This window comes from Marinobacterium lutimaris (genome assembly GCF_900108065.1).
Classification (GTDB): Bacteria; Pseudomonadota; Gammaproteobacteria; order Pseudomonadales; family Balneatricaceae; genus Marinobacterium_D; species Marinobacterium_D lutimaris.
The window spans coordinates 1,760,895-1,784,118 of sequence record NZ_FNVQ01000001.1 but is presented as its reverse complement, the minus strand read 5'-3'; the positions used below and the strand labels follow the sequence as shown (position 1 = coordinate 1,784,118).

The following is a 23,224-nucleotide window of genomic DNA, read 5'->3' as shown; positions in this document are numbered from 1 at the left end:
ACTTCCGGCCTGGCGCTTCTTCATGATGGCGTCAGTCGGGCTGATATTTGCAACCGGATACCTTTTCGGAAACCTCCCGTGGGAGCTTTTGCTCAAGTGAGCCTGATCAAACTCACGCCTGAAGAGTCGCTGATTCAGCAGGCGCGTCTCAAGGTGTGCCAGACAAACGAGTGCAAGAAGTACGTGAAATTCACCATGACGTGCAAGCCGTGGCCTATCGGGTGCGGATGTTTCCTGCCAGCGAAGACGCGAATCATGGGCGCCAAATGCCCTGACGATTACTGGGTGGCGATGAGTGAGCATGAGGTTGTCGATAGCGCCTACACAAACGCCGTCGAGTCGCTTGGTGAATTGGAGAACGAATAATGGCCTTTAAGCTCTACACCGATGCCGCCTGCACCCAGGTGTTCAGCGGGGTGCTGTCGACCGTGCATTACTCCGATCACTCGGAGGGATCGCTCGATTACGTGTTCTACTTCGCCGATGTCGAGCGTGATCCAGCTGATAACGGCGCTTATAAGCTGGTCATGCTGGGCGGCGGCAACGTCAATCTTTCCATTGTCGATAGTACCCCTGGCAGCGGCCACGAGGCTACGGAGATCAAAACCGCGCTGACGGCGGGCGGCTTGGATGGCGCTGCCGCTGGCGCGCCGTTGAGCTTGGGAGTAGCGCCTTTGTCTGGCGTATCCAATGCGATCCCGATTCACGTTCGTGTGACTAATGCGGTAACGTCTGCCGGCGTATCGGTCGAGCTGCGTCTGCGTAAGCCTGAAGCAGTGGCGCTTGCGGCATGATCGGCTCAGGCGTAATCGGCGTCGGCGCTGTTGCTGGCGAGCTGGGAATTATCAGCCCAGAAGCCGACCTGATCCAGTTCAACCAGAACGTGAAGTTCCGTGAAGTGGAGCCCGCCGAAGATCTGATCGTGTTCGAACAGTCGGTAGGCGAGATCGAGCCCGCCGCCGATCTGATCACATTCCAGCAGCGCGTGGTGACTGCTGGCCAACAGCCGCCGAAACCGCCCGCCGCCTACGTCTGGATCAACGGTATCGACTACTCCAGCGATACCGAGATGAACGTCTCCGCGTCATATAACGAGGATCAGAACGCCACGGCGCGAATTTTCGTTTTTCGTGAGATCGAATCGATAATCAATATCCCGGCGTTCCATGGCAAAAAGATCCTCATCACGACGCACGCCGATCCGCGCGATGCCGCCTCAGAGGTGTTCCCGCTATTCACCGGCTGGATTGAGACTGCCCGCCACAACCGCACCAAGCGCGGCATAGATTTCACCTGCACCAATCTGCGTGACGAGCAGCTGGGCGACGAAGATGGCGGCCAGATCCTGGCGCTGACCGGAGGCATCTACAGCCCGGCCACCCAAGTCGAAGACGCCACCGGCCGCGAGTACGTCACCGAAGTGATGAAGACCGTGCCCGGTTCCATCGGCTACGACCGTGCCGGCAATCTTCGGTTCTACACCTGGGGGGTTGCTGGCAAGCCGGTAGACCTCACCCTGACAAACGCTGAGGTGGCCTACGAAGACCCAACAACGGAATTCCAGACCCGCAGCACCGTCATCAACCGCGTTACGATCAACCTGGATTATCGCTACTCACTGCTGCGCACCTTCTCCAGCGAGGTTGACGTCTACAAAGAGCGCAACCTGGTGACCGGGCAATTCTCTACCCAGTTTGGCCCCCGTGACATCATCGACTACAAGGCATTCCGCCGCGATCTGATGATAGACAAGGCCCAGTCGTTCGACCCGTGGGAGACGGTCAGCTTCTCTATCTATCCGCTGGAGCGCGCGGGCAATGGTGGGTTTGTCTTCGACAACCTGATGACCTCTGCCGATACCTGGTGCCAGGGCTTCAAGTCCAGCATCGTGCGCCGCGTGGCTCAGCCGGTGACCGAGTCTTATAAGATCATCATCACCGCGCCTCAGTCGGTGGATGCCTACGGCAAGGTAATCGACGGCAGCGAGGCCAACTACTCCATCGATACCGAGTACGATCAAGCGCTCTGGGAAGATGAGTACAGAGAGCTCGGCAAATTCGACGCCGCCGCCAGCCAGGCCGCCTACCAGTCTGCAGCCGATAACCGCCGCACCGATCTCGCCAGGGCTTTCGAGGCTGCCTACCGGATCGGCAAAAAACAGCTGATCGAGGCGCACCGGCAGAGCGAAGTCGGCGCCACGGTGCACAGCATTATCCCCGTGGACCTCGGCAACATCATCCGGCACGACAACCGCATCGTCGACTCGACCGGCCAGTGCACCGGGGTTGAATACACCATCGGCGACGGCATCCGCCGCACGAATATCAGGATGGCGATCAGCTACATGGATACCGGCGTGGCAGCCCCTGCTGAAAACTGGGCAGCGCCGGTGGCACCCGGGTACCCCGAGGCCAATATCGAACTGATCAGCACAGCCGAATACAACCCAGACAGCGAGGTCAGGGCGTTCGATATCAACGTCGCTGAGATACCGCCCGACTATACCGACGAACTGATGCCGGCGATCGCTACGACCTCCTGTGATCTCCCGCTGGAAATCAACAACATCACCCTGGTGAACGGATTTTAAATGGCACTCGCTGACGCGCGCATCAAAAAAGCTATCCAGCGCATGGCAAAAGACGACCCAGAGATCCGCGGCCTACTTCGCCTGATTCGTAACCGCGGCGGCATTGACGGCCTGTACCTGCAGATCGGTGGTGCAGCCGACGAAGAGCAGTATAAGGACTGCTGCTCAGGCGACCTCGACGGCACCGAATCCCCTTTCGAAAAGGAATGCCAGAGCATCGAAGGCGATGCTCCAACGGACATGGGCGGCGGACTGTGTGCGGATGAGGAGTGGCATCTTTGCAGTGATCCGAACGGTGCGGCGATTAACTTCAGCCCGGCGGGGTTTACCCAGATCGAGACGTGTAAAAACGAGTATGTCGATGAGACGTGGGAACAGGGTTATTACTTCTCCGCAAACCTGGTGTATGCGCCCTCAGTACCGGCCGCGACCCTGCATGAAACCATCGAACTGACGGCGGCGGATGCGTACCCGTACACCGTTGGCAGCAATACTTTTACATATAACGGCTACACCATTACCAGTGGAATTCCTGAAGGCGCTGGAGATGTAGGAATAATCGTGCACCAGTTAGTAAACGGAACTCCGGTTGACCAGGCGCGAAATGTATCAAAGATTGCGTGCGGCGCATCGACCGAGGATTACTGCCAGGTGGTCGAAGCGCCCACTACTATCGGTGACGCTTGGGAGGCTGATGACCTCACCGAATACACCGTGATGAATGGCTGTATTACCGCCAGCTCCTGCGACACAGATGCATCTGCCGCAGCAAAAGCCTGCAACGAGTGCATCACCATCTGCAACAACTCAGGTGAAGAAAGAACGATGTGCGCGACAGCGGATAAGGGGTACATCATTTACGACCCGACTGGAATTAACGCGGGTGGTAAATATGACGAGAACGGTATTCGCACTGAAATTTTGCCGGCAGGCTCAACAGGGGGTTATGTAAATGGCGCGTAAGTATGGAATGGATTTTTATTCGACGCTTATAACGGCGCCCGTGCTGGCAGCAGATTCAGCCATCTCTGTCGGCACGGCACCAGATGCGCTTGCCTCTGGTGATTTTTATCGTTTTCTTGTGTGCCGTGAAGAAACGGTTAACGGCAAAGTCGTGATGACTAGAGCTGAGCTTATCGACTGGGCCTATGATGGCACGGTCACCCGGGGCGTCGACGGAACGATCGCGCTTGATTGGGAAGTGGGCGACATCATGAGGCTTGTTGTCACCGCTTCGACGCTGGACAGCATTCCCGATGTGTCAGGGCTAATGACAACATCTGGAGGAACGCTGGTCGATGGCACTATCACTGAGTTCGCGGAGACCATTAATGCTGCTTCAGGTGCGACTCTTGACCGAGGTACAGGCGGGAAACAGAAACTAACGCTAGCGGCGAACACGACGCTGGACCTTACTGATTTGGGCGCTGGGCAATCTGTGTCGTACAAGGTCATCGGTGGCGACACCTACGCATTGGGTTACACGGGGCTTGGGCACTGGTCAAACGGCACCACCCCTGAGCTGAAGGCGACGCACTATCTGGAGTTCACACACGACGGCGACGAGGTCGTTGGGTTCGACTGCGGGGGCTGGAGTTAATGTTTCATAACATGGCACGGGCAGCGGCAGGTTTAGCTGGCGGTGGCGGTGATGGTAGCGGGGATCCATACTTTGCGAACGTTGCTGCGCTTCTTCATATGGATGGGGCTAATACAAGCACTATGTTCGCCGATGAAATCGGCGGATCGTGGGTGGCGATTGGCTCCGCGCAGATAGACACCGATGAAAGTAAATTCGGAGGAGCTTCTGGGTACTTCGATGGAGCTTCTAATGTCCTTAGTAGCGCATCAAGTGCTTATAATATCGGCACTAGTGATTTTACTATTGAGTGCTGGATTAAGCCCAGTGCCGTGATCGGAACATATAGGGTAATAGCTTCAAGACAGAGTGACTCTTCATCTTCGGCAATTGCGTTACAGCTGCGCATAAATACAGTAGGACAGCTTGAGGCTGTTTTGCGCGGAGGTACTACTACCATCTATACAGTATCCTCATCAGGTACGCTGTCAACAACAGCTTTTCAACATGTCGCTGTTACACGAGAGTCTGGAGTACTCCGTTGCTTTATTAATGGCACATTAGACGGGGTTCAAGGAGGGGCAAACTCCACACTAAATGACGTATCGGCTCAATTTTCTATAGGATCAATAGATACGCCAACGAGTGGCCCTACTAGTTTTTATTCAGGCTGGGTAGACGATTTCAGGCTGACTATTGGCGTTGCTCGTTATACGGATTCCTTTACGTTGCCAACATCTACTTTCCCAAATGAATAACGAGAACATTGAATGAAATACACAAACGGCACGTTTGCCGGTACACACAGAGAAATTACAAAACACCTTGGTGCATCAATACCGAAGGCGCATCCTGAAAACTGGCCTGACGGACCGTGGACTCAAGTTGCTCCAGATCCTGTTGCACTGACGCCTGAGCGGGTTCTATCTCGTCAGCAATCAACTGTTCGATATGATGCTGAAATCAGCTACCGCGAACCGGTCACGCTGGCTGATGGTACTATCTGGAATGGAGGTTTTGACTCCGCCATGGCGATCAATGGCGAGGTCCAGCTGCAGGAGTTCGACGGCGCAACAACAGTGACCCTGTTCGATATCAACAACGACCCGCACACCCTAACCCTGGCCGAAGGCAAAGCGGTGGCGGCTGCCGTGGGGGCTGAATACCGCATCCGTTTTGCCGCCAAACAGGCCGCCATGCGCGCCCTGGCCGATGTAGATCTGGCGGCTGTGGACGCGATCGACCAGATCAACGCCATTGAGTTTGCAAACTACCTGCCGATCGATCCTCAAGAGTAGGGCACCTACTCCGTCTCGACCTCAATCTCAGAAGTAAACCCAGCGCCGGTCCAGCTCCGGACATTCACCCGATATCCCTTCGCCGTTAAAATCTCCTCCAGATACATCGCCGGCCAGCTGCTGTAAGCCTCGCCGGCGCCTGCCTGAAGTCTCATTTCGATCCGATCCTCACCCGCAGCACGCTTCTGTTCGTACCGCTCGACCATTTTATCGACCAGGGCTATGAATCGTGGTTCATCTAGGTGTGGGCATTTGCTCATGAGATGGCGCTGAGCATAGCCTCAACCAGGTCGTTTTCTACAGGGATTCCGCCAAGATCCATAGTATTGGCGACGAAGTACAGATTGAGTTGATTCATCATCAGATTCTCCACTACCGACTTGTCTGGCCAGTCGGCAGCTATCTTGAGCATCGCGCCAAGAAAGAGGGCACTGTTCACGGCATCTGACGGATGAATCGCCATTTGGGCATCGACCCATGTCGTTGGTGTTGCTGAATATATAGGTGGGCGCATGACCTGCCTCGATAATTAATAAAATAGTGTCCTAAAAGGCCACCTGCTATCTAGCCATATCAGGCGCTTGCAGCCAACCATCAGAAAAGATTTAGGACGCATCGCTTCCGCAAGTCGCTGATCAGCAAAGCGGAATGGCGAATCGAGCGCCTCACTCGTAATGAGGTGCTCGACCGGAAGATTCGTTAGCAATATACAGTATTGCTGGCGCAGCTAAGTATTTGATCTATAACGAGCGGAAATGGCGCATTTTTACACCCGTGAATAAGCGTTATTCTTCAATGCTATCAATAGCTTAGTGCTGATATTCCACGGTCTTGACATGGTGGGGGTCAGCAGTTCGAGTCTGCTTAGTCCTACCAAATTCTTTACAAAGACAGCGGGTTAGCGAAAGCGACCCGCTGTTTTTGTTTGTGCCTTCACAACTTTCCAAAACGCTTCTAGTTAGGCTGGCAGTAAAGTGGATGCCTACTGTTCTTCAGAGAGGCCGGATTCTTTTGCCTGTTCGGCATCCTCTTCGGCAAAGCGCTTCTCCAGCGCTGCATTGAGTTCTTCCCACATTTTGCGCTCTTTTTCCTCTTGTTCAGCTTTGGCCTTTTCCGATGGGTCGCGCTGATAGTAGTAGGGCGTCTGGGTGTGGCTGGTGCGGTCTACATCGACACGGGTGAAGCCCAGGCTCTGGAATATCTGATCGGACCCCAGGTAGAGAAATGCGCTGACGCCTATGGAGGCGAAGCCGGCCTTTTTGAAAAATTCGCAGGCGGATTTTCCGTGCTTCTCTCGGATACGCTCGGCCCAGGCGAACGGGCTCCAGTCGAACAGGCCGTAAAAGTAGATAAAGAAGAAATAGGGCAGAGAAGTGAGCAGGAATGTGGCGCCGTTATCGACCCTGGTGGTTTGGCTCAGCCAGTAAATCGCAGCGGTGGTAATGAGTGGCATTGCCATCAGGAAAAGATAAAAGCGTATGTTTTTCATGGTGTTAAATCGATACCGGCGAGTGTGCCGCTATCATAACGAACTCAGTGAAAAACGCTATCTGGCGCTGCTGTCGGTTATTCGTCTCTGTCCCGCATCTCTCTGAAGGTTATCGGCGCCATGCCTGTGCGTCGCTTGAAGAAGCGGGAGAAATACGCCGGATCGTTGAAGCCCAGGTCATAGGCGATCAATGAGACCGGCACTGAGGAGTAGATCAGCATCCGTTGTGCCTCCAGGGTCAGGCGGTCGTGCAGCAGTTCGGTGAGGCATTTGCCGGCCACGGCGGTACAGGCCCGGTTTAGCGAGGTGGTGGTGGTATGCAGTTCCTCGGAGTAGAAGGTGGCCGGTTTGTGCTCGCGGTAGTGGTGCTCGACGAGCTGGGTCAGCAGTCTGTACAGGCGCTCGTAGTGGCCTTCGTCGCGGGCACGGCGGCTGGCCTGGATGCGGCGTCCAACCTTGAGCATCAGTGAGTAGAGCAGCCATTCGAACATCTGCTTTTTGCCGGTACGGCGCTCGTGGTACTCCTCTTCCATCTGTGTGATCAGTTGGCCGATAAACTCGGTATCACCGGGGTGCTGGCCTAGAGGCACGATCTGCGGTGTGCGCAGCATCTCTTCGACAAACGGGAAATCGCGCTGGAACTGCTCATCCATGATCACCAGTTGCGAGACGGTAATGACGGCGCCGTTGGTGGTTTCACGGCCAAACTCAAAGCCATGCACCACTGAGGGCGGAATGGTGATGATGCAGGGGGCCGGTTCTTTACGCTCTTCGCCGTCGATATGGATGCGAACCTGGCCGGTACGAACATAGACCAGCTGGTACATGCGCGGATGGGTGTGAATATTGATGGTCCAGTCAAACAGGCGGGCGCGGCTGGGAATATCCTCGATATGGATAAATTCCGGATCGTCCGCAGACTGGGCTTCGCTGTAGAGCGCGAAGTTGGAGATGCTGCCGGATACGGCTTTGCCGAGAGACTCTGCTTTCATATGCCTCTCCAGATAAGAAGGCCGGGAGGAGGGGAGGCCTCCCGGCCTTGGGTCAGCTGGGTCTGATCTACGTTATAGCAGACCGAGCGCCAGTGCCGGGAAGGCGATGATCAGCGCCAGGCGCACGATATCGGAGATTACGAAGGGCATAACACCCTTGTAGATCGAACCGATAGAGATATCGGGCGCGAACGCTTTTATCACGAACACGTTCATCCCCACCGGGGGCGTTATCAGGCCAAGTTCCACGGTGATAACTGCAACGATACCGAACCAGATCGGATCAAAACCGGCTGCTTCAACCAGCGGGTAAACCACCGGTACGGTCAGCAGCAGCATGGCGATACTGTCCATGACACAGCCAAGCAGCATGAACAGGATCAGTACGCAGATCAGGATCATGAACGGTGTCAGGTTCAGGCTGTCGACGAAGCTTACCAGCTCGAAGGAGATGCGCGACACGCTGAGGAAGTAACCGAACACCTCGGCACCGATGATCATGAAGAAGATCATTGCCGATGTGATCATGGTTTCCTGCAGAGATTCGCGGAACTCTTCGAAGTTCATGCCGCGCCAGACGGCAACGACCAGGGTAGCGAAGGCGCCGATGGCGGCCGCTTCGGTCGGTGTAAACAGGCCGGTGTAGATACCGCCGATGATGATTGCGAACACGGCAGTGAACGGGATCAGACCCTTAAGACCAATCAGCTTTTCGCGCAGGGTAGTCGCTTCACCCGGTGTCGCCAGTTCCGGTTTGAACTTGACCAGGACGCTGATGGTTACACAGTAAAGTACCAGGCCGAGAATACCCGGAATCATACCGGCGATGAACATATCGCCCACTGACTGCTCGGTGATCAGGGCGTACAGCAGCAGTGCGATAGACGGCGGAATCATGATGCCGAGCGTACCGCCGGCAGCCAGGGTGCCGGTGGCCAGGGAGTCGGCATAGCCGTGCTTCTTCATCTCCGGCAGTGCCACGCGAGACATGCTCGCCGCAGTCGCGACGGAGGATCCGGAGATCGCTGAGAAGATGCCGCAGGAGAGAATCGCCGCCAGCGAAATACCGCCGCGCCAGGCGCCGAACAGCGCCCTGGCCCCGGAGAATAGCTGGTCAGACATCTTCGCTCGTGAGGCGAACACACCCATCATGATAAACATCGGGATGGGGCTGAAGCTGTAGTTGGAGAGGGTTTCAAACGGGCCGTTCTCAAGAATGGCCATCGCCGGATCAAACGCGATGATCCAGGAGAAACCGACGAAACCGATGGCTGCCATGGACAAGGCAATAGGTGCCCGCAGCGCCATCATGACCAGCATCAGACAGATGCAGATCAAACCGATAGTGGCAGAACTCATGCGCTAAACCCCATTGCTGTACAAAGACGTTGCTTGGCGACCAGCAGGGCGCGAATCGCCAGCATGCCAGTAGCAAACATCGTAAGTGCGTAGATGTAATTCATCGGGATCAGCAGGTCCTGGGTGGTGGTACCACTCATGACCGCCCCGTGCACAGCTTCATAGAAGCGGATTGTCATACCGGCGCCGAGCAGGGTGTAGCCGAGAAAGTAGATCCCCTCAAGGAACGACTTTTTACGGTCACTCAGACGCTCGGTGAACAGGTCGACAACCACCTGGGAGCGGTCCACGCAGTAAGGCAGCGCGAACAGAATGGTAAACAGCAGGCCGTACTTGATGATCTCGATACCGCCGATAAAGGTGAGATCGATACCACCGTCGGTCACTTTGAAGACGAAGCGTGTGGTGACGTCCAGAAGGACCGTCACCATCATCGCAACGATTAGCACTCCGCTAAGCTGTTGCATCCAGAATGCAACAGCGTCGACCAGGCGCGTAATCTGTTTCATGGGTTACTCCGTTCGTGTTACTGGCAGCTAGTTGCCAGTTCCATGGTCCGTGCGTACACGTCACGAGCGGGCAGTCCCTTTTCTTCCAGCTCACTCAGGTAGGACTCGGTCGCTGCATCAAGCACCGGTTTCCAGTCCGGGTTCTCACCGCCGCCTTCGATGGTGACGATGGTGTGACCTGCGTCTACGGCGTCTTTACGTCCAGCTTCGTCCAGTGCGTCGAATACCAGGCCGGTCTTCTCTGCCCACTTCATGCCGGAGTTGTCGTCGATCACCTTTTTCAGGTCATCCGGCATAGAGTTGTAGACACGGGTGTTCATGGTCACCACGAAGGAAAGGCTGTACAGACCACCGATTTCGGTGTGGGTGTTGGCCAGTTCGTTCAGGCGGAAGGACTTCATGCCTTCCCAGGGCAGGGCGACGCCATCGATAACACCGCGCTGCATGGACTGGTAAGACTCGGGCGCAGGCATGCCGACCGGCTGAGCTTCCAGTTCTTCAAGCAGGTTAGCGACCACGGAGGTCGGGCGGCGGATGCGCTTGCCGGCCAGGTCAGACGGCTTCTCAACCACGGTGTCCTTGAGGTGGAAGTGGCCCTGGCCGTGGGTGAACAGGAACAGCGGCTTGGTGTCCTTGTATTCGTCGGCGATCAGGCCTTCGTCGAACAGGCTCTGGATGACGCATGAGCCTTGCTCTGCGGTTTTAACAACACCCGGCAGTTCGACGATCTGGGTCAGCGGGAAACGGTTGGCGGTGTAGCCCTGCACGGTTGCAGCCATGTCAGCGATGCCGTTGACAGTGGAGTCATACAGCGCCGGCGGCTTGGCCAGGGTGGAGGAAGGATACATCTCTACGGCGATACGGCCATTGGACTCTTCTTCTACGGTTTTCGCCCACTCCTGGAACACGTCCTTGCTGACATCAGCAACGGCCGGGAAAAAGTGTGCAAAACGCAGAGTGTAATCGGCAGCCATCGCCTGGGTGGTTCCAAAGCTGGAGGCTGCAATTGCAGCGGAGAGCGCGGCCGTCTTCATAATTGTTTTCATAGGTTTCGCCTCGTGTCTTGTTATGCCTTTCCAAGTTATTGTTATTATTATGGTTGTTATCGTTTAGTTAGGATGTTGTTGGGGTACAGCGAGGGCCTGGTTACAGACCCTTTGGCTTTTCATTAAAACTGTTCCGTATCGATCTCTTTCTGCTGGGCTTCGCTGTAACGCGGGCCGTGAACGGTGCTCTGGTTGATCAGCGCGTTAAGACGCTCCAGCGTTCTGGGGTCCAGCGAAACCTCGTCGGCGGCCAGGTTCTCTTCCATGTGGGAAGCGAAGCGGGTGCCGGGAATCGGTACGATGAAATCGCCCTGTGCCTGAACCCAGGCCAGTGCCAGCTGGGCCGGGGTGCAGCCTGTGGCTTCGGCGATCTGGGTGTATTCGTCGAGCAATTTCAGGTTTTCCGCATAGTTGTCCGCATTGAAACGCGGCATGTTGTTGCGGATATCCTTGGCTTCCAGCGTGCTGACGTCACGCAGGGTGTTGGTCAAAAAGCCGCGTGCCAGCGGGCTGAAAGCGACAAATGCGGTGCCGGTCTTACGGCAGTGCTCAAGTACCGCAATCTCAGGGTTGCGGGACCAGAGTGAGTATTCGGTTTGCAGCGCGGCGATGGGGTGTTCCTGCTGCGCGCGTGCGAGTGTAGCGGCGGACACTTCGGACAGGCCGATAGCGCCGATCTTGCCTTCGCGTACCAGATCGGACAGTGCGCCTACGCTCTCTTCAATGGCCACATTGGGGTCGAGGCGGTGAAGGTAGTAGAGGTCGATGGTTTCAGTCTGCAGACGACGCAGACTGGCTTCACACTGGCGCTTGATGGTTTCCGGGCGTCCGTTGATCTCTTTCTTGCCGGTTTCCTGGCTGATTTCCATGCCGCACTTGCTGGCCAGGAAAAATGACTGGCGCTTCTGTTTCAGTGCCTTGCCCACCAGGGTTTCGTTCTTGCCGCCGCCGTACAGGGTGGCGGTATCGAAATGGCGGTAGCCCATATCGAACGCGGCATGCAGCGCATTGATCGCTTCGTCTTCCGCCACCGGCGTGCCGTAGGCGTGGGAGAGGTTCATGCAGCCCAGGCCGATGCCGGGGTTGGAGAACTTCTGATCCAGAGTCGTAGTCATCAGTGCGGACCTCATTTGCTGCAGGGTGTAACGGGAATTAACCGGCCCCGGGGGGAGGAGCCGGTCAAAGAACGTGCTTAGCCTTCGGCCAGGCACTGTTCCAGGCGGTTCAGTGTTTCCATTGCTGGCAGGCACTGAGCTACGCTGGAATTCGGTTCACGGCCTTCGGTTACCGCCGCGATAAATTCGCGGTCCTGCAGCTCGATACCGTTGTTGGAAACTGCAACGCCAGTCAGATCAACCGGGTTTTCGTTACCGTCTACCAGGTCATCGTAACGGGCGATGTAGGTGCCCTTGTCACAGATGTAACGGAAGAAGGTGCCGAAAGGACCATCGTTGTTGAAGGACAGGGACAGGGTGCAGATCGCGCCGCCCGGTACTTTCATGCCGATGCTCATATCCATGGCGATACCCAGGTCCGGGTGATGCGGGCCTTCCAGAGCCTGGACTTTCTCAGCGGTTTCACCGGTCTGGTACTGGAACAGGTCAACGGTGTGGCAAGCGTGGTGCCACAGCAGGTGGTCGGTCCAGGAGCGGGCCTGACCCTTGGCGTTGGTGTTGGTACGGCGGAAGAAGTAGGTCTGAACGTCCATCTGCTGAACTTTCAGCTCGCCAGCCATGATCTTGTTGTGGATCCACTGGTGGCTCGGGTTGAAGCGGCGGGTGTGGCCAGCCATCGCAACCAGACCGGTGCGCTGCTGCACTTCAACCAGCTTGCGAGCGTCTTCGATGTTGTCCGCCATCGGGATCTCAACCATGACGTGCTTGCCGGCTTCCAGGCACTGGATCGCCTGGGAGGCGTGCATCTGGGTCGGAGTCGCCAGGATAACGCCGTCGACGTCGTCGCGGGCCAGGGCTTCAGCCAGGTCTGTGCAGTAGTGGCCAACGCCGCGCTCTTCAGCGAATGCACGGATCACGTCTTCTTTGGTGCCAACAACTGAAGTCACTTCAGCGCCTTCGATAGCGGCGATGGCATCCATGTGTTTCATACCGAACGCGCCGGAAGCGCCTGCGACACAAAGTCTCATCTGATTATCTCCTAAGCGGGTTCATTCTCTAATACTTATAGGGGATGGCGGAGTTGCTTTCTCCAGACACCCTGCAATTCAAGGTCTTACGGGCTTCAGCCTGATAATCTGGCTGATTTTTCTGCGTTAATAGCTTAGCCCAGAGTACAGACCTATTCGCTTTGGTGAATTCAATGTAGCACCGTCGCAGGGATATTGGATAATTGAATAAGTATAAATGGTATTCAAAAAAAGCAATTTGGGATGCGCAACCCTTATAGGTCGTCATATTGCTGTGCAGCATTGCGCAACATGTCGAGGAAGGCTTTCTGGGTGGGGGTGGCCTGCCAGTTACGGCGCATGGTAATGCCGATGGGGCGGCGCGTATGGCTCAGCGCAAAGGGGATCACGCGGAGCAGTCCGAGGGCGCGTTCATGTTCGATCTGATGGCTGGAGATGAGGGTCAGTCGATCGCTGCCAAGCAGCAGTTCGCGGATAAGTATTTGCGAACTGGTCTCCACCAAACCCTTGGGCGTCGGAATTCCGTGGTCGGTAAACAACGTATCAAAGAAAACGCGAGTGGGTGCGCCGGCGCGGGGAACAACCCAGGGATAGGTGGCCAGGGTTTCCAGGTCCAGCGTGCGCGCATACTCCAGTGGATGGCCACGTCGGCCCACTACCGCCAGCGGTGGAGCGATCAGTTCCTCCTGGATAATGTCGTCGGTGGGCGGCGGAAAACGCAGGGCTCCGATCAGGAAGTCCAGGTCGCCATGACGCAGGTGGTTGAGCAGGTCGGTATAGGGGGCATCGACTATATTGATGCCGACGTGCGGGTGCTCCTTGGCGAAGTCGGTTATCACCGTTGGCAGGATGGAGGTACGTGCCAGCGGCATACTGCCGAGCACGATCTTGCCGACCTCTCGCGACTGCAGGGCGCTGATCTCGTAGTAGCCCTGATTGATCTCCGAGAACCCCAGTTTGGTGGCCCTTGCCAGCGCCTTGGCCGCCTTGGTGGTGTTGATGCCGGTGCTGGTTTTCTCGAATAGCGGCACCTCAAGCAGCTGCTCCAGCTCGCGGGCGGCGCGGTGCAGCGATGATTGGGACACGCCCAGATTGCGACTGGCTATACTGAAGTTCTCAGCCTCGCTGACGGCAACCAGCGCTTTTAGCTGGGTGGTCGTCAGCATCGGCAGCAGGCTGGTCTGAGCGCTATGGCTGCGGCTGGAACGGTTCTTCAGCGCTTCCATGGCGCCCTGTTCGATATAGTCGAGACAGCGACGGATACGGTTATGCCAGACGCTGCCGGCGGCGGTGGGGTACATGCCGTCGGAGTGGCGCTCGAACAGCTCTGCCTGCAGCAGCTGTTCCAGTTTGGCGATAGCCTGGGTGATTGCGGGCTGAGATAGAAAGACCCTCGGTGCTGCCTGGCTGATGCTCTTGCAGGCGGCGACTTCGAGAAACACGCGAAGGTGTCTGAGGTTGGGGATAGTCAGGTCCATAACAGCTTCCAGAATACCTGTTTTTGTTAGTGCTATATCAAAATCTAATAGCTATTCGGCCAAAATGAAATAGCCAGTTTGTATCTCGGGCATCAATACTGGTCGCATGTGTAATGTCGGCGCCGGGCGTTTTGTCGCTCTGACAGCTGCTCTAGAGCGGTTTTTAGCAGGGTGGGTTGGCGTCGATAACTGCGAAAACAAACTTTCCGCGTGATTTGCGCGTGAGCAGAACAAGAGAGTTTTGACATGATAATCGACTGCCATGGCCACTACACAACAACACCGCCACAGGTGGGTGAGTATCGCGAGAAACAGAAGGAAGCGGTTGCCAAAGACCCCTCTTTCGTCGGCGAGAAGGGAAGCATCGTTATCAGCGATGACGAGATCCGCGAATCGATCGTGAACAACCAGCTCAAGCTGCAGCAGGAGCGCGGTACCGATCTGACTATCTTCTCTCCCCGTGCCAGCTGGATGGGCCACCACGTCGGTAACGAGCACACCAGCCAGTTCTGGACCGAGCACCAGAATGACCTGATCCGTCGCGTTTGCGACCTGTTCCCGAACAACTTCGTACCTGTAGCTCAGTTGCCGCAGTCTCCGGGCGTTGATCCGGCCAAATCTGTTCCGGAAATCATCCGTACCGTCGAGCAGATGGGCTTCATCGGCATCAACCTGAACCCGGACCCGAGTGGCGGTCACTGGAACGGTTCTTCCCTGGCTGATCGTTCCTTCTACCCGATCTACGAAAAAATGGTCGAGTACGATATCCCGGCTATGGTTCACGTCAGCGCTTCCTGCAATGACTGCTTCCACACCACCGGTTCTCACTACCTGGGTGCTGATACCACCGGCTTCCAGCAGCTGATGATGTCCGACGTATTCAAGGACTTCCCGGAACTGAAGATCATCATCCCGCACGGCGGTGGCGCTGTTCCTTACCACTGGGGTCGTTTCCGTGGTCTGGCTCAGGATCAGGGCTTCGATCTGGCTGAGCGCGTACTGAATAATGTTTACTTCGACACCTGTGTTTACCACCAGCGCGGTATCGATCTGCTGCTCGATATCATCCCGACCAAGAACATCCTGTTCGCCTCCGAAATGATCGGCGCTGTACGCGGTATCGATCCGGAAACCGGTCACTACTTTGATGACACCAAGCGCTACATCGATGGCAACACCGTCCTGAGCGCTGAGCAGAAGGCGGACATCTTCGAGCACAACACTCGTCGTGTCTTCAGCCGTCTGAAAGTCTGATCCCGGTATCGAATCTAGGAGTTCCCATGAAAGAGACAGTTGTAGTTCAGAAGATTGAACGTGCGGATCAGGCAGTGATCGATGGCCTGGCCGAGTGTGGCGTTGCCACCATCCATGAAGCCCAGGGCCGTGTTGGTCTGCTGGCGCACTACATGCGTCCGATCCAGCAGGACGTGGCGGTTGCCGGTTCTGCCATCACCATCTCCGGCGCTGCCGGCGACAACTGGATGATGCACGTGGCGATCGAGCAGTGCCAGAAAGGGGACATGCTGGTATTCGCACCGACCTCTCCGTCAGTGCACGGTTTCTTTGGTGACCTGCTGGCGACCTCCGCCCAGGCACGTGGCGTTGTCGGCCTGGTGATCGATGGCGGCGTGCGTGACACCAAGGACCTGCGCCAGATGAACTTCCCGGTATGGTCCAAGGCGGTCTTCGCTGAAGGTACCATCAAGGAAACCGTGGGTTCCGTGAACGTACCGCTGGTCTGCGCCGACGAGCTGGTCAACGCCGGTGACGTTGTTGTCGCTGACGATGATGGTGTTGTTGTCGTACGCCGCGAACACGCAGCTGAAGTGCTCGAAAAAGCACGCAAGCGCATGGAACTCGAAGAAGCCAAGCGCGTGCGTCTGGCCAACGGCGAACTGGGCCTGGATATCTACGACATGCGCCCGCGCCTGAAAGAGAAGGGCCTGAAGTATGTCTGATGGCGTACGCTGCATGTGGATGCGTGGCGGTACCTCTAAAGGGGGGTACTTCCTGGCATCCGACATGCCGACCGATACGGCCGAGCGCGACGCCTTCCTGCTGCGGGTCATGGGTTCGCCCGACCCGCGCCAGATCGATGGCCTCGGCGGTGCCGATCCGCTGACCTCCAAGGTCGCGGTAGTCAAACCCTCCGAGCGTGACGACGCCGATGTGAGCTACCTGTTCCTGCAGGTGTTCGTCGATCAGCCGATCGTTACCGATGCGCAGAACTGCGGCAACATCCTCGCCGGTGTCGGCCCCTTCGCTATCGAGCGTGGGTTGGTTGAGGCTCAGGATGGTGAGACCGAAGTGCGCATCTTCATGGAAAACACCGGCCAGATTGCCACCGCGCGAGTCAGCACGCCCGGCGGCAAGGTGAGCTACGAAGGCGACGCCAAAATTGATGGCGTACCTGGCTCATCGGCGCCGGTGCCTATCACCTTCGAAGATACCGCAGGCTCAAGCTGCGGAGCGCTGCTGCCCACCGGTAATGCGGTCGATGTGATCGACGGCGTTGAGGTGACGATGATCGACAACGGCATGCCGGTAGTCGTGATGCGCGCCGAAGATATGGGTATTACTGGCACTGAAAGCCGTGAAGCGCTGGAAGCGAACGAAGAGCTGCGTGCCAAACTTGAGTCGATTCGTCTGCAGGCGGGTCCGCTGATGAACCTGGGTGACGTCAAAGAGAAGTCGGTGCCGAAGATGACCATGGTCAGCAAGGCAACCGAGGGCGGCGCCCTGTCTACCCGTACCTTTATTCCGCATCGCTGCCATGCCTCTATCGGTGTGCTCGGCGCGGTCAGCGTGGCGACGGCCGCCGTGCTCAAAGGTGCCCCGGCAGCGGATATCGCCGTGATTCCCGAAGGCCACCGCAAGACGTTGTCCGTGGAACACCCGATCGGCGAAATGACCGTGATACTCGATATGGACGACGCCGGGGAGGTCGCGCAAGCGGCTATCCTGAGAACAGCGCGCAAGCTGTTCGATGGCGAAGTCTTTACACAACAGAATTGATAGCAGGTGCTGCAAGATGATGGATCCTGATTACCTCCCGTTCCACGCCAATCCGAGCAAGCCTGAGTTCAAGGCGCCTGCCGGTGCGGTTGATGCTCACTGCCACGTCTTCGGCCCGGCGGACAAGTTTCCGTACCACCCGAAGCGTAAGTACACCCCCTGTGACGCATCCAAAGAGCAGCTGTTCGGCCTGCGTGACTACCTGGGCTTCTCCCGCAATGTGATCGTGCAGGCTTCCTGCCACGGCACCGATAACGCGGCGCTGGTTGATGCCCTGGAAACCGCCGGTGAACTGGCGCGCGGCGTGGCCGTGGTTGATCCGGCGATCACCGTGGAAGAGCTGGAAGCGATGGATAAGGCCGGCGTTCGCGCCGTGCGTTTCAACTTCGTCAAGCGCCTGGTCGACACCACCCCGAAAGAGGTGTTCCTGTCGATCGCCGAGAAGATCAAGCCGCTGGGCTGGCACATCGTTGTCTACTTCGAAGCGCCGGACCTGGAAGATCTGATCCCGTTCCTGAACGAGCTCGACACCACTATCGTGGTTGACCACATGGGCCGTCCAGACGTGACCAAGGGTGTCGATCACCCGGACTTCCAGCGTTTTGTCGACTTCATGAAGAGCAACGACAAGGTATGGGTGAAAACCACCTGCCCTGAGCGTCTGACTCAGACTCCGCCGGATTACAGTGACGTGGTGCCGTTCATGAAGACCCTGGTCGAGCAGTTCCCGGACCGCTGCCTCTGGGGTACCGACTGGCCGCACCCGAACATGAAATCCCACACACCGGATGACGGCAAACTGGTGGATGTTATTCCGCAGATCGCCGTTACCGAAGAGCTGCAGCAGAAACTGCTGATCGATAACCCGATGAAGCTCTACTGGTCTTAAGGCCATCGCGCATCCGGGCGTAACCGCGCCGACAACCGAAGCACCCCAACATCGCTTTCGGTTGTCGGCGCGTTTTGCCGATGCACCCGTGACGACACGAGGGTTCGACAATGACTAACTATAAGATGAAGGACATCGAAGGCACCGTGCACTTCGATGGCGAAATGGCCACCAAAGGCTTCTACTTCAACAAGATGTGTTACTCCTTCAACCATGAGGAGAACCGTCAGGCGTTCCGTGATGATCCGGAAGCCTACATGACAAAATACAAGTTGAGCGAAGAGCAGAAGCAGGCGGTCCGTGACCAGGATATCAACCGCATGCTCGAACTCGGTGGCAGCATCTACTACCTGGCCAAGTTCGCAGGCATCTTCGGCTGGAACATGCAGGTGATCGGCGGAATGATGTCCGGTCGCACAACAGAAGAGTTCCAGGCGTATCTCGACAGCCAGGGCAGGGGGAAGAACAATGGCTAAAATTATCGGTGGTATCACCACTGCACACATCCCGGCCATCGGCGTTGCCATGGATAAAGGGCTCGAAAACGAGCCGTATTACCGCGACCTGTTCGCCATCTACCCGCCTATTCGCGAGTGGCTGGAAGAAGAAAAGCCGGATATTGCCGTGCTGTTTTACAACGACCACGGTCTGGAGATGTTCCTCGACAAGAAGCCGACCTTCGCGATTGGTTGCGCGCCGGAATATGAAAACGCCGATGAAGGCTGGGGTATCAAGCCGATTCCGCCGGTAACCGGTGAAACCGAACTGAGCTGGCACATCGTCAACCACCTGATCGAAAACGATTTTGATCCGACTGTTTGCCAGGATATCAAGGTTGACCACGGTGCTACCGTGCCGCTCACTCTGTTGTGGCCGAACTTCACCTACAAGGGCATCAAGGTCATCCCGATTTCCATCAACTGCGAACGTCACCCGATGCCGAAACCTTCACGCAGCCTGGCGTTTGGCAAGGCGATAGGTGATGCGATCCGCTGCTGGGATAAGGACTCCAAGGTTGTGCTGTTGGGTACCGGCGGTCTGTCACATCAGCTGGATGGCCCGCGTGCCGGTATCCTGAATGCAGAGTTCGATAACTGGTGCATGGACAAGATCGTCTCCGATCCGGAAGCGATCTGCCAGTACAGCAACGTCGAGCTGGTCGAAAAGGGCGGCGCCCAGATGGTCGAGATCGCCATGTGGCTGGCGATGCGCGGCTGTATCGAAGGCGAAGTCGAAGAGCGCATGCGTAACTACGTATCGCCGATTTCGAACACCGCAGTGGGTGTTCAGCTGTTGATCCCCAAGGATTAACAGCAAGCGAAAAACAACACTCTATACGGCTTAGTGTTGTGTAAGGAGAGTAAAGCGGCGTTCCGAAAGGGCGCCGCTTTTTTTTCGGTCTGTATGCACTCGAATCGCGCATACTCTATCATCCTTGCCAGAGCTCAAATACGGGTCTGGCGCTGGTGGTTTTCTGGATATTTAACAGGACTATTTAATAGGGATATTTATTAGGGACATTTATTCGGTAAAGTTAATAAGGATGGTTAGGTGGAACTATTTGCAACAGCAAGACTGAGCGTCAGGCCGCTGACGCAGCACGATTGTCCAGTCCTTACCGAGATGCTGGGTGACCCCGAAGTGATGCAGTATTCGGTTCGCGGTGTCTGTGATGAAGCGGCCACTCGACAGTTTATCGATTGGTGTCTGCAGTGCTACGCAACTAACGGACTGGGGCCCTGGGGGCTGGTGGATAAGCACTCGGGTGATCTGATCGGCTTCTGTGGCATAGGGCCTGAAGAGGTGGCCGGTATCGAGGAGATAAGCCTCGGCTATCGGCTGGCGCAAAGATACTGGCATCAGGGTTACGCTACCGAAGCAGCCGAAGGCGTGCTGGCTTATGCGTTCAGTGAAAAACAGGTCGCGTCGGTGGTGGTTATCATCGAACCCGAGCATCTCGCGTCCGTGAGAGTGGCGGAGAAAGCCGGACTCGAACACTACACCCGCGCTGTATTTCACGAACGTCCCGTGCGCGTCTATCGGATGACGATGGCGGACTGGCGCGATCAGCGGGGATCTTATCCAGGTTAACTCTCAGGGCGGGTGAAGTGGGCGGCCGTTGTCTATAGAATACGCGCCCTCTGAATTGTTGAGGTTACCCATGAATCACCCACTGCCTTCCGGCGACGCCGCCAATTCTGGCGTCTCCTGGAGTGTCGTCGCTATTTTTACGGCCATTGCCGCCTTCCTAGTTTACTCCACGCTGATACCAGACAGTCTGAGGCTCAACGCTGTGCTGGTGAGTGTGCTGGTGATGATCACGTTGAGCCTGATGCGGGTTAACGTAGTGATCTCCCTGATCACCTCGGCTCTGCTTGCCGGTTCTATCAGCGACCACAGCATCAAAGAGACGATCGACTCGTTCAACACCGGTATCGGTGGCGGCGCTCAGATCGCGTTGAGTTACGCCATGCTGGGGGCGTTTGCGGTGGCAATCTCCAAGTCGGGTATTCCGCATATGCTGGCGGATAAGCTTGCTGCGGCTGTTGGTAAGGATGAAGATCCGTGTCACCTGGGGCTGGTGCGTTATGGCGTGACCGCGGTGTTGCTGATTGCGGCGATCTGTTCACAGAATATCGTACCTATCCATATCGCTTTCATTCCGCTGCTGGTGCCGCCGCTGCTGTTTGTAATGGCGCGTTTGCAGATGGACCGCCGCCTGATCGCCTGTGTGCTGACCTTCGGCCTGGTGACCCCCTACATGTTGCTGCCGGTAGGTTTTGGCTCGATCTACCTGAATGAAATTCTGCTCAGCAGCATCCAGCGCAGTGGCATGGAAACCGACGGCATCAGCCCGTTGTCTGCGATGGCGATCCCAGCCATCGGTATGGTCCTGGGGCTGCTGGTGGCGGTGTTTATCAGCTATCGCGGTAAGCGCGACTATGATCTGAGCCGCATCGAGCGCACCGAAAGCACCGGCGCGGGCTATTCCGCGAAAACGTTGATCGTAGCGGTGATCGCGCTGGCGGCGGCATTTGTCGTGCAACTGCTGACCGAGTCCATGGTCTTTGGCGGCATGATCGGTTTTCTGATCTTCTCCCTCTCTGGCGTGCTGAAGTGGGAGGAGGGCGACGATGCCTTTGTCGAAGGGATGAAGATGATGGCGATGGTGGGCTTTATCATGATCGCTGCAGCCGGTTTCGCCCAGGTCTTGCGTGATAGTGGCGATATCAATTCGCTGGTTAAGACCGCAGCGGCTCTGGTTGATGGTAGCCGGGCGCTGGCCGCGTTGGCGATGTTGATTGTTGGTCTGCTGATCACCATGGGCATCGGTTCCTCCTTTTCCACCGTGCCGATTATTGCCGTGATCTTTGTGCCGCTGGCGATTCAGCTTGGTTTCTCGCCGATGGCGGTGGTCGCGCTGGTGGGGACCGCCGGTGCGCTGGGAGATGCGGGTTCACCCGCGTCGGATTCCACCCTGGGCCCGACCGCTGGCCTCAACGTGGATGGTCAGCACAACCATATCTGGGATACCGTGGTGCCGACTTTTCTGCACTACAACCTGCCTCTGCTGATCTTTGGCTGGATCGCTGCAGTCATCCTTTGATCTAGCATCTCTGGATCTAACCTCCGGGGATCTAACCCTCTTGGATCCAGCCTGGTTTGATCTAAGCAGTGTTCGGCGGGCCTTTCGGGTTCGCCGTACTTTTCTTGCTGTTATACTCCTTAGCACTTGATAAACGGCTGGTGAGACTCAATCACCAGTTCGACAGTATCTGTTTAAGGAAGGCATAGATGAATCGGGATTATCAAACGGGCGTCATCGCTGAAGCCAGTCGAGATGCTCTGTTTCTGAGCTTCAACGCTATCCAGAGTCCGGGTAACGAGCAGAAGATCCGCCAGGTGCTGGCCCAGCTGCCGCAAATGCTGGAAGAGGTACGCGCGGAGATGCCGGACAAGGAGCTGCACCTGGTTGCGGGTATCGGCTCTGCCTATTGGGATCAGGTGAGCCCCCATGCGCGGCCACAACTGCTACGTCAGTTCCCGGCGTTGGAAAACGGCCAGCGCGTGGCTCCGTCTACCCCCGTCGATCTTATGTTTATCGTGCGTGCCGCAGCTTATGATGCCTGCCTTGAGCTGGCCTCCCGCATAGGCGACAAGCTTGCCGGCCTTGCCAAGCTGGAGCGCGAGATCCACGGTTTCCGTTACAAGGACGCGCGTGATATGACCGGCTTTGTCGATGGCACCGAAAACCCCGAAGGCGATGATCGTCTTGAGGTGGCGCTGGTCGGAGACGAAGACCCGGAGTTTGCCGGCGGCACCTATCTGCACGTGCAGGTATACGAGCATAACCTGGACGCCTGGAACCAGATTCCAGTTAAAGAGCAGGAGGATGCATACGGCCGTACCAAGGAAGAGAACGTCGAGTATCCCGGCGACAAGAAGTCACCCCATGCCCATACCAAACGCACCTCTCTAAAAGATGCCGAAGGCAAATCTATGGAGATCCTGCGTCACAGCATGCCTTACGGTGATTCAACGCGTAAGGGACTGGTATTTATCAGCACCTGCCGTACGCCTGAGCACTTTGAGCTGATGCTGAAAAGCATGGTTCAGGGTGACGAAGAGGGCCGTGCCGACCGTATTCTCGAGTTCACCCGCGCAGTCTCTGGTGCGGCGTTCTTTGTTCCCTCCAATGATTGGCTGCGTAGCCTGAAATAACGCCGCATACTCCCGCTGAATACGCCATCCGAATCACCAAACGGATGGCGTATTTTCGTTTTCAAGCCGTGTTCACCCTGGTTTTGCGCTGAGCCCTTAATCTACTTATGATCGT

General features: G+C 56.6%; 25 protein-coding genes. 16 read left to right on the top strand and 9 right to left on the bottom strand.

Annotation, left to right across the window (positions count from 1 at the left end; all coding sequences use genetic code 11):
- Positions 1–96: 96 nt before the first annotated feature.
- Genes C4S72_RS08270 through C4S72_RS25630 form a run of 7 tightly spaced genes read left to right on the top strand, consistent with a single transcriptional unit; the run spans position 97 to position 5,467 of the window.
- Positions 97–366: a hypothetical protein gene (locus C4S72_RS08270; RefSeq protein WP_104002539.1), complete on the top strand. Its 270-nt coding sequence runs from the start codon at positions 97–99 to the stop codon at positions 364–366.
- Positions 366–794, top strand: coding sequence for a hypothetical protein (locus tag C4S72_RS08265; protein ID WP_104002538.1), 429 nt, complete (start codon positions 366–368; stop codon positions 792–794). The genes C4S72_RS08270 and C4S72_RS08265 overlap by 1 nt, the downstream gene beginning before the upstream one ends.
- Positions 791–2,590 (top strand): hypothetical protein, encoded by a 1,800-nt coding sequence (locus C4S72_RS08260; RefSeq protein WP_104002537.1) that lies wholly within the window; start codon positions 791–793, stop codon positions 2,588–2,590. Before C4S72_RS08265 ends, C4S72_RS08260 begins: the two co-directional genes overlap by 4 nt.
- On the top strand, positions 2,591–3,553 hold the full coding sequence (locus tag C4S72_RS08255; RefSeq protein ID WP_104002536.1) for a hypothetical protein: 963 nt from the start codon (positions 2,591–2,593) through the stop codon (positions 3,551–3,553).
- A complete protein-coding gene (locus C4S72_RS08250) occupies positions 3,543–4,190 on the top strand; it encodes a hypothetical protein (RefSeq protein ID WP_104002535.1) in 648 nt (215 codons plus the stop codon). The genes C4S72_RS08255 and C4S72_RS08250 overlap by 11 nt, the downstream gene beginning before the upstream one ends.
- Positions 4,190–4,927, top strand: coding sequence for a LamG domain-containing protein (locus tag C4S72_RS08245; protein ID WP_104002534.1), 738 nt, complete (start codon positions 4,190–4,192; stop codon positions 4,925–4,927). Before C4S72_RS08250 ends, C4S72_RS08245 begins: the two co-directional genes overlap by 1 nt.
- Positions 4,928–4,939: 12 nt before the next feature.
- Positions 4,940–5,467, top strand: a complete 528-nt coding sequence (locus tag C4S72_RS25630; RefSeq protein ID WP_146071879.1) for a hypothetical protein — start codon at positions 4,940–4,942, stop codon at positions 5,465–5,467.
- A 256-nt stretch (positions 5,468–5,723) separates the two neighbouring features.
- On the opposite strand, the gene C4S72_RS08230 is transcribed toward C4S72_RS25630, so the two are convergent.
- The 9 genes from C4S72_RS08230 to C4S72_RS08190 all read right to left on the bottom strand — a co-directional run bounded on the left by C4S72_RS08230 (position 5,724) and on the right by C4S72_RS08190 (position 14,483).
- Positions 5,724–5,930, bottom strand: coding sequence for a hypothetical protein (locus tag C4S72_RS08230; RefSeq protein ID WP_104002531.1), 207 nt, complete (start codon positions 5,928–5,930; stop codon positions 5,724–5,726).
- 519 nt (positions 5,931–6,449) lie between these two features.
- Complete coding sequence (locus tag C4S72_RS08225; protein ID WP_104002530.1) at positions 6,450–6,956, bottom strand: hypothetical protein; 507 nt, start codon at positions 6,954–6,956, stop codon at positions 6,450–6,452.
- 77 nt (positions 6,957–7,033) lie between these two features.
- Complete coding sequence (locus C4S72_RS08220; RefSeq protein ID WP_104002529.1) at positions 7,034–7,948, bottom strand: helix-turn-helix domain-containing protein; 915 nt, start codon at positions 7,946–7,948, stop codon at positions 7,034–7,036.
- 72 nt (positions 7,949–8,020) lie between these two features.
- Complete coding sequence (locus C4S72_RS08215) at positions 8,021–9,307, bottom strand: TRAP transporter large permease (protein WP_104002528.1); 1,287 nt, start codon at positions 9,305–9,307, stop codon at positions 8,021–8,023.
- Positions 9,304–9,816: a TRAP transporter small permease gene (locus tag C4S72_RS08210; RefSeq protein ID WP_200826699.1), complete on the bottom strand. Its 513-nt coding sequence runs from the start codon at positions 9,814–9,816 to the stop codon at positions 9,304–9,306. Before C4S72_RS08210 ends, C4S72_RS08215 begins: the two co-directional genes overlap by 4 nt.
- A 17-nt stretch (positions 9,817–9,833) precedes the next feature.
- The gene (locus C4S72_RS08205) at positions 9,834–10,862 is read right to left on the bottom strand and encodes a TRAP transporter substrate-binding protein (protein WP_104002527.1); all 1,029 of its coding nucleotides are present in this window, start codon (positions 10,860–10,862) and stop codon (positions 9,834–9,836) included.
- Positions 10,863–10,984: 122 nt separating this feature from the next.
- The gene (locus tag C4S72_RS08200) at positions 10,985–11,977 is read right to left on the bottom strand and encodes an aldo/keto reductase (protein WP_235009076.1); all 993 of its coding nucleotides are present in this window, start codon (positions 11,975–11,977) and stop codon (positions 10,985–10,987) included.
- A gap of 77 nt (positions 11,978–12,054) precedes the next feature.
- Complete coding sequence (locus C4S72_RS08195) at positions 12,055–13,005, bottom strand: Gfo/Idh/MocA family oxidoreductase (protein ID WP_104002526.1); 951 nt, start codon at positions 13,003–13,005, stop codon at positions 12,055–12,057.
- Between the two features lie 254 nt (positions 13,006–13,259).
- Positions 13,260–14,483: a LysR family transcriptional regulator gene (locus tag C4S72_RS08190; RefSeq protein WP_104002525.1), complete on the bottom strand. Its 1,224-nt coding sequence runs from the start codon at positions 14,481–14,483 to the stop codon at positions 13,260–13,262.
- Between the two features lie 246 nt (positions 14,484–14,729).
- Here C4S72_RS08190 and C4S72_RS08185 point away from each other — a divergent pair, with 246 nt between their 5' ends.
- From C4S72_RS08185 to C4S72_RS08145, 9 genes are all read left to right on the top strand, one after another.
- Positions 14,730–15,737: an amidohydrolase family protein gene (locus tag C4S72_RS08185; protein WP_104002524.1), complete on the top strand. Its 1,008-nt coding sequence runs from the start codon at positions 14,730–14,732 to the stop codon at positions 15,735–15,737.
- Between the two features lie 26 nt (positions 15,738–15,763).
- Positions 15,764–16,441: a 4-carboxy-4-hydroxy-2-oxoadipate aldolase/oxaloacetate decarboxylase gene (locus C4S72_RS08180; protein ID WP_104002523.1), complete on the top strand. Its 678-nt coding sequence runs from the start codon at positions 15,764–15,766 to the stop codon at positions 16,439–16,441.
- Positions 16,434–17,498, top strand: a complete 1,065-nt coding sequence (locus C4S72_RS08175; RefSeq protein ID WP_104002522.1) for a 4-oxalomesaconate tautomerase — start codon at positions 16,434–16,436, stop codon at positions 17,496–17,498. The genes C4S72_RS08180 and C4S72_RS08175 overlap by 8 nt, the downstream gene beginning before the upstream one ends.
- Before the next feature lie 16 nt (positions 17,499–17,514).
- On the top strand, positions 17,515–18,387 hold the full coding sequence (locus tag C4S72_RS08170) for an amidohydrolase family protein (RefSeq protein ID WP_200826698.1): 873 nt from the start codon (positions 17,515–17,517) through the stop codon (positions 18,385–18,387).
- A 110-nt stretch (positions 18,388–18,497) separates the two neighbouring features.
- Entirely contained in the window at positions 18,498–18,863 is a 366-nt protein-coding gene (locus C4S72_RS08165) for a protocatechuate 3,4-dioxygenase (RefSeq protein WP_104002521.1), read from the top strand.
- A complete protein-coding gene (locus C4S72_RS08160; protein WP_104002520.1) occupies positions 18,856–19,698 on the top strand; it encodes a class III extradiol dioxygenase family protein in 843 nt (280 codons plus the stop codon). The genes C4S72_RS08165 and C4S72_RS08160 overlap by 8 nt, the downstream gene beginning before the upstream one ends.
- A gap of 240 nt (positions 19,699–19,938) precedes the next feature.
- Positions 19,939–20,478, top strand: a complete 540-nt coding sequence (locus C4S72_RS08155; protein ID WP_104002519.1) for a GNAT family N-acetyltransferase — start codon at positions 19,939–19,941, stop codon at positions 20,476–20,478.
- Positions 20,479–20,548: 70 nt separating this feature from the next.
- On the top strand, positions 20,549–21,994 hold the full coding sequence (locus C4S72_RS08150; RefSeq protein WP_104002518.1) for a Na+/H+ antiporter family protein: 1,446 nt from the start codon (positions 20,549–20,551) through the stop codon (positions 21,992–21,994).
- 188 nt (positions 21,995–22,182) lie between these two features.
- On the top strand, positions 22,183–23,109 hold the full coding sequence (locus C4S72_RS08145) for a Dyp-type peroxidase (protein ID WP_104002517.1): 927 nt from the start codon (positions 22,183–22,185) through the stop codon (positions 23,107–23,109).
- The last annotated feature ends 115 nt before the right edge of the window (positions 23,110–23,224 follow it).